This window comes from Streptomyces sp. NPDC014995, assembly GCF_043080745.1.
Classification (GTDB): domain Bacteria; phylum Actinomycetota; class Actinomycetes; order Streptomycetales; family Streptomycetaceae; genus Streptomyces.
In genome coordinates, this window is sequence record NZ_JBIBVX010000046.1 from 1 (window position 1) to 4792 (window position 4792).

At 37.1% G+C, this 4792-nt stretch carries 5 protein-coding genes; 1 reads left to right on the forward strand and 4 read right to left on the reverse strand.

The features are described 5' to 3' along the window. The first annotated feature begins 43 nt into the window (after positions 1–43). Complete coding sequence (locus ACF1A1_RS39245; RefSeq protein ID WP_392006973.1) at positions 44–529, forward strand: replication/maintenance protein RepL; 486 nt, start codon at positions 44–46, stop codon at positions 527–529. Between the two features lie 13 nt (positions 530–542). Here ACF1A1_RS39245 and ACF1A1_RS39250 read toward each other — a convergent pair whose 3' ends face one another. The 4 genes from ACF1A1_RS39250 to ACF1A1_RS39265 all read right to left on the reverse strand — a co-directional run bounded on the left by ACF1A1_RS39250 (position 543) and on the right by ACF1A1_RS39265 (position 3629). Next, positions 543–725, reverse strand: coding sequence for a hypothetical protein (locus ACF1A1_RS39250; protein ID WP_350835256.1), 183 nt, complete (start codon positions 723–725; stop codon positions 543–545). Positions 726–739: 14 nt separating this feature from the next. Continuing rightward, positions 740–2086: a MobV family relaxase gene (gene mobV, locus ACF1A1_RS39255; protein ID WP_053082646.1), complete on the reverse strand. Its 1347-nt coding sequence runs from the start codon at positions 2084–2086 to the stop codon at positions 740–742. A gap of 614 nt (positions 2087–2700) precedes the next feature. Then, entirely contained in the window at positions 2701–3078 is a 378-nt protein-coding gene (qacH, locus tag ACF1A1_RS39260) for a quaternary ammonium compound efflux SMR transporter QacH (RefSeq protein ID WP_000121134.1), read from the reverse strand. Next, the gene (locus tag ACF1A1_RS39265; RefSeq protein ID WP_000028029.1) at positions 3078–3629 is read right to left on the reverse strand and encodes a TetR/AcrR family transcriptional regulator; all 552 of its coding nucleotides are present in this window, start codon (positions 3627–3629) and stop codon (positions 3078–3080) included. The genes qacH and ACF1A1_RS39265 overlap by 1 nt, the downstream gene beginning before the upstream one ends. Positions 3630–4792: the final 1163 nt, after the last annotated feature.

The window sequence follows — 4792 nt, forward strand, 5'->3', positions numbered from 1 at the left end:
GCAGAGAAAAATTAATGTTGAGTTAACCCCTGAACAACTTCAAATGCTTCAAAGACTTATTGATCTTGAACAGCAAGAAAACAAAGACAAAGAGCAATTTGAAGAGAAAAAGAAAAATCATAATTTCATCCAGCTTTATCGTGACAACATGCCAGAATTAAGATGGTTAATGGCAAATCATAACTTCGCAAGTTCTTTATTATTTTTTATCTTGGAACACATGGATAACAGAAATGCTTTAGCTTGTTCTTATGCAGTTTTTGAAGATTATTTTGGCAAATCAAGGTCAACAGTTTACAGAGCAGTAAAGCTTTTAGAGGAGAATGGATTTTTAAATGTTTTAAAAATGGGAACATCAAACGTCTATGTAGTGAACGAAGACCTTGCTTGGACAGATGGCAATGACAAAAAGAAATTTGCTAAATACGATGGTAAAATCCTTGTCAGCAAAAAGGAAAACAAGGACTTTGAATACAAAAGCCAATTTGATAAATTTAAAGCCCTTAGAGAACGTGAAAACTTAAAATAAAGCGAGTAGATAACTACTCGCCTTTCTTTATTTCAAGAGCATATTTGCCCTCATTTGAATCTTGGTCAACACTTGTAAAAACACCAATATCTTTTATTGGAATAAGAGTTCCAGAACCTAAATGAGGTCTCTTTCTATCCCTCATAAAAAGCATTAATTCTCCCTCTTGGTCTAGTTTCTCCAACTTCTCAACCAATTGTTTCACCTTCATCAGCGTTCCATCTCCATCCCTTTTTGCCTTTGTGGCTTCTCCATTTTTTCTAAAGAGTCCTGGACTAATTTATCTTGCCTATCATCCAGGAACTTGATTGTACTTCGGTCTACATCATTCATCCTCAAGAACGTTTTTACTCGGTCAAGTTGAGCGTGTAAAACTTTGCCCACCCTCTCTTTAAAAACAGAAAACTCCTTGCTGATCTGCACGAGTTTTCCCTTCAATTTTCCGTTCTCTAATTTCAATTCCCGATTCTCATTTTGGTAAGACCGGTTCTCAATTTTTAGAGTGTCCACCTGTTGTTTTAACTCCTTTTTCTCCTTCAACTGGTCATTATATTTATTAACGAGTCCATTGTACTTTTCTATCAAGTCTCCATAGTTCTTTACAATGTCTGTTTGCTTCACTTTTTGCAGTGCTTTTTTCTCTGCTAAGGAGTCTAAATTCTCTTCAATATCTTTGTAGTAATAGCGAATTTTATCTTGTCCAATTTGCATATCAGCTTTCAGCTGCGTAACTTCTTTTTGAGTCTTTTCCAACTCTTTCTGCAGATTCTCTGCTTGTAGCTGATAAGCCACACCATTGGTCGCATAATCGACTAGGCTTTTGTAGTCTTGTTCCTTCATTCCAACAAGCCCTAGAACCTTTTTAGCTTCGATATTCGCAATCGATTTCGATTTATCATCAATCTCTTGAATATGCCCCATTGTCCGCTCATATTTCTCTTGGGCTTCCTTCTCCATGCTTTGAAACGTTTGAGCCTTATATTTAGCCGTCTCCACGTGTTTACGGCTCGACGAGACCCCTCTTTCCAAATTAAAGTCATTTTGCTTCAGGTACTGATTAAAATCGTCCTGAAGACTCACCAGTTGCTTTTTCTGGCCAAAGAAATCTTTAGCCGATAGTCGGCCATCCTCCGTTACTGGAACGAAGCCTACGTGCATGTGAGGGGTTTTCTCGTCATAGTGAACAGTCGCATAGATTAAATTCTTTTCACCGTATCGATCAGCAAGGAACTCATGAGCCGTTTCAAAATACCTTTTCTGCTCTTTGGGTGAAATTTTATCGAAGAATTCCTTGTCAGAGGTAATTAAGAATTCAGCCAGCTTAACTGCATCTTTACGGATCTTTTTTCCAGAGGTCACATTGTCCTCAATTACTTGGCTAATTTTCTCGTTGTAATCAATCTGCCTTTGACCGTTTATCAAGTCATAATTCAGATGAGAATCAGCTTTATTGATGTCGGGATTCGTTTCACTTTCCCTCTCTCTTTGGTTGTGAAATTGAATCCCTTTTATCCCATTTGATTTCATTTTCTGCATTCGGATAATGGAGTAACTCATGGGGTACGCACCCTTTCTGAAAATCGATAGATTAATAGAAAGTGTAACACACTACACTTTGCACGCAAAGTTTCATGTGGTCTGCGACGCTAAAAGCCAAACCTTGGGCTTTGCCCAAACCCACTGGGGAACTCTTCCCCAGACCCCCTTAATCGAACTCCCCAACCCCTCAATCCTTGAGGGGCTCCCTCGCCGGTAGGCAGCTCAAAAGGTGTTGCCTTTTGAGACACCAAGAGGGTCTTGGTGAAGTGAGTCTATCAACTCCTTATCCTCCCTTCGGTCCGGTACCGTTGACAGACGCCATACGGGCCTCTCTCGCCTTTGTAAGAGGTTGCCCCTAGTAAAAACCCTTAAAAAGCAAAAAAGACGCTTCTAGGGGTAGCGTCAGGGAAATGCGGATTTACAACGGTAAGCATTTGATACAAGTCTTATGAGACAGTCAGAAGTCATTTAAAACGCTAATTTCATTATGTCTCAATAAACTCTACTCTATTGGAATTGTGAAGTGATACACTTAAACTAACGTACGCAGGTTTGTTGAATAAGGACTTCAAAAAATACCCTTAATTAAGCTAAAAAGTCCTTCTCTTTATTAAGAAGGACTTTTTTATGTGTTATTCCATTGTCTCATTCATTGTAATAGTTTCGCTTGCTTCATGACCAGATTCTCCATGTCCTGGTCCAAACAAATTCAATATTACAACTCCTACAAGAATCAGTGTTATTCCTGCAATGCTAGCCATGTTAAGTTTTTCCTTCCAAACTAAAACTGAAATTACTGTAGTCAAAACAAGTCCTAAACCTGCCCATAATGCATATGCAGTGTTTAAGGGGATTGTTTTTAGCGACAAGGATAAAAAGAAAAAACAACCAACGAAAGCTATTATTACCCCTATTGTAGGATAGAGTTTTGAAAAGCCTTCAGATGCTTTTAATAGGGAAGAGCCAATAATCTCCCCCACTATTGCAAGTGCTAAATATAGATATGACATTATTCGTCCTCCTGAATCATGTTTATTAGTTCATCAAAAACTTGTGTTTTTAGTTCTTCATTTAATGGTGCCATTCCAAATATTTCTGAAAACCAAAGACCATCTATGGATAATCTTGTAATTGTTATTTTGACAGGATCAATTCCATCAGTTATTAACTTTGTATGCAAAATATCGTATCTCTGCCGGAATTCATCTAATAAATCTGGATTAATAAACATAGCAGCCATTAGTGCGGAATTTAGATTATTGTTTTCTAAATCGGAAAATGTAGATTTAAGATAAGCCCTATTCCATTTTCCTATTGCGTTATCATCGTCGTTATTAACTAACGTATTAATGCATTCGAAATAATTATTTGTCCAATCTTCCACCATTCCTTTAATTAATGCTTCCTTGCTAGGAAAATGGTATAATAATCCACCTTTACTCACGCCAGCTCTTTGGGCGACTGCCTCTAATGTGAGTTTGACAACTCCTTCTTCTTTTACAATTTCAGATGCAGCAATCAATATATTTTTTTTCTTATTAGCATGCTTTGAAATAGACATAATAACCTCCATAACTTAGATACATATAATATACCTTCTGGACGGTTTTTTTGTCAATCGAATTAAAGCTCTTATTTAATATCACTCTTTCACATAAAAATAATCCAATAAATTAATCTAAAGATTGTGAAGAAATGTACTTAAAGTAAAGGGAGCTTTAGTTCAACAGTCGATTTCTTAAAATCGGCTTTATTTATGGGTGAAAATTACATTACCGTTGTAAATCCGCATTTTCAGGACTCTACCCCTTCTAGAGCGCCTCTCATTGTTTTAGCGATTAATTATTATTCCCCTTATTATTTTTTTGAAAATGTTCTTTGTAATATAAATAATCAACTTTATGTTTTGTGGACATTAATTGAGTCGCTAATATTGCGGTGTAAATTGTCGTCAATCCTAGTGCTACTACGGCTAATAAATTTAAATTACTTTTATTAATGCTACTGTTACTATTCATGAAAGCTCAACTCCCTTCTTTAAAATTAGATTTCTAAATATCAAAGATTTTTATTCGAACACCATCAATTCTCCCCTTGTTTTAGGGTGGAGGCTGGCAAGGGGGTTTGGGGGAAGCCCCCATATTGCGTAGATCCATAAGGCAAAAGAGAAAATTTATGAACGGAAGCTCTGGCGGTTTTGGCGGTATAATGGCTCGAGCAAGCCGATTTCCTGAATTCCTCGTTTTAGGTACGTCGGCTTGGCGAAAGTACAGCACCGCCAAAATTTCGGAATGCAAGGAGAAAAGGGTGGAGATTTTTCGGTGGTCTGTCCGAAAAATACTACCCGAACCTTGCGTGGAGAAAAGCCCTTTAGGAGATATAGAAGGGAACACAGAAAAAATGTTGATATATCAATGTTTTAGTTAAGGTAATGTGTCATAGCTTGTGACACGTATATGTGTCATAGCTTGTGACACATAGTTGAATTAAGATGTGTCATTTTTTGCTTGACTATAGTTCATTTTTGACCTATGATGTGTCATAAATTATACATATAGGTATCACAGCTGATGATACATAACAAGGGAGAGAAGGATTCTATGCCAGCAGAGGTGCGTAAATTGGACGAGCAGAGAAAAATTAATGTTGAGTTAACCCCTGAACAACTTCAAATGCTTCAAAGACTTATTGATCTTGAACAGCAAGAAAACAAAGACAAAGAGC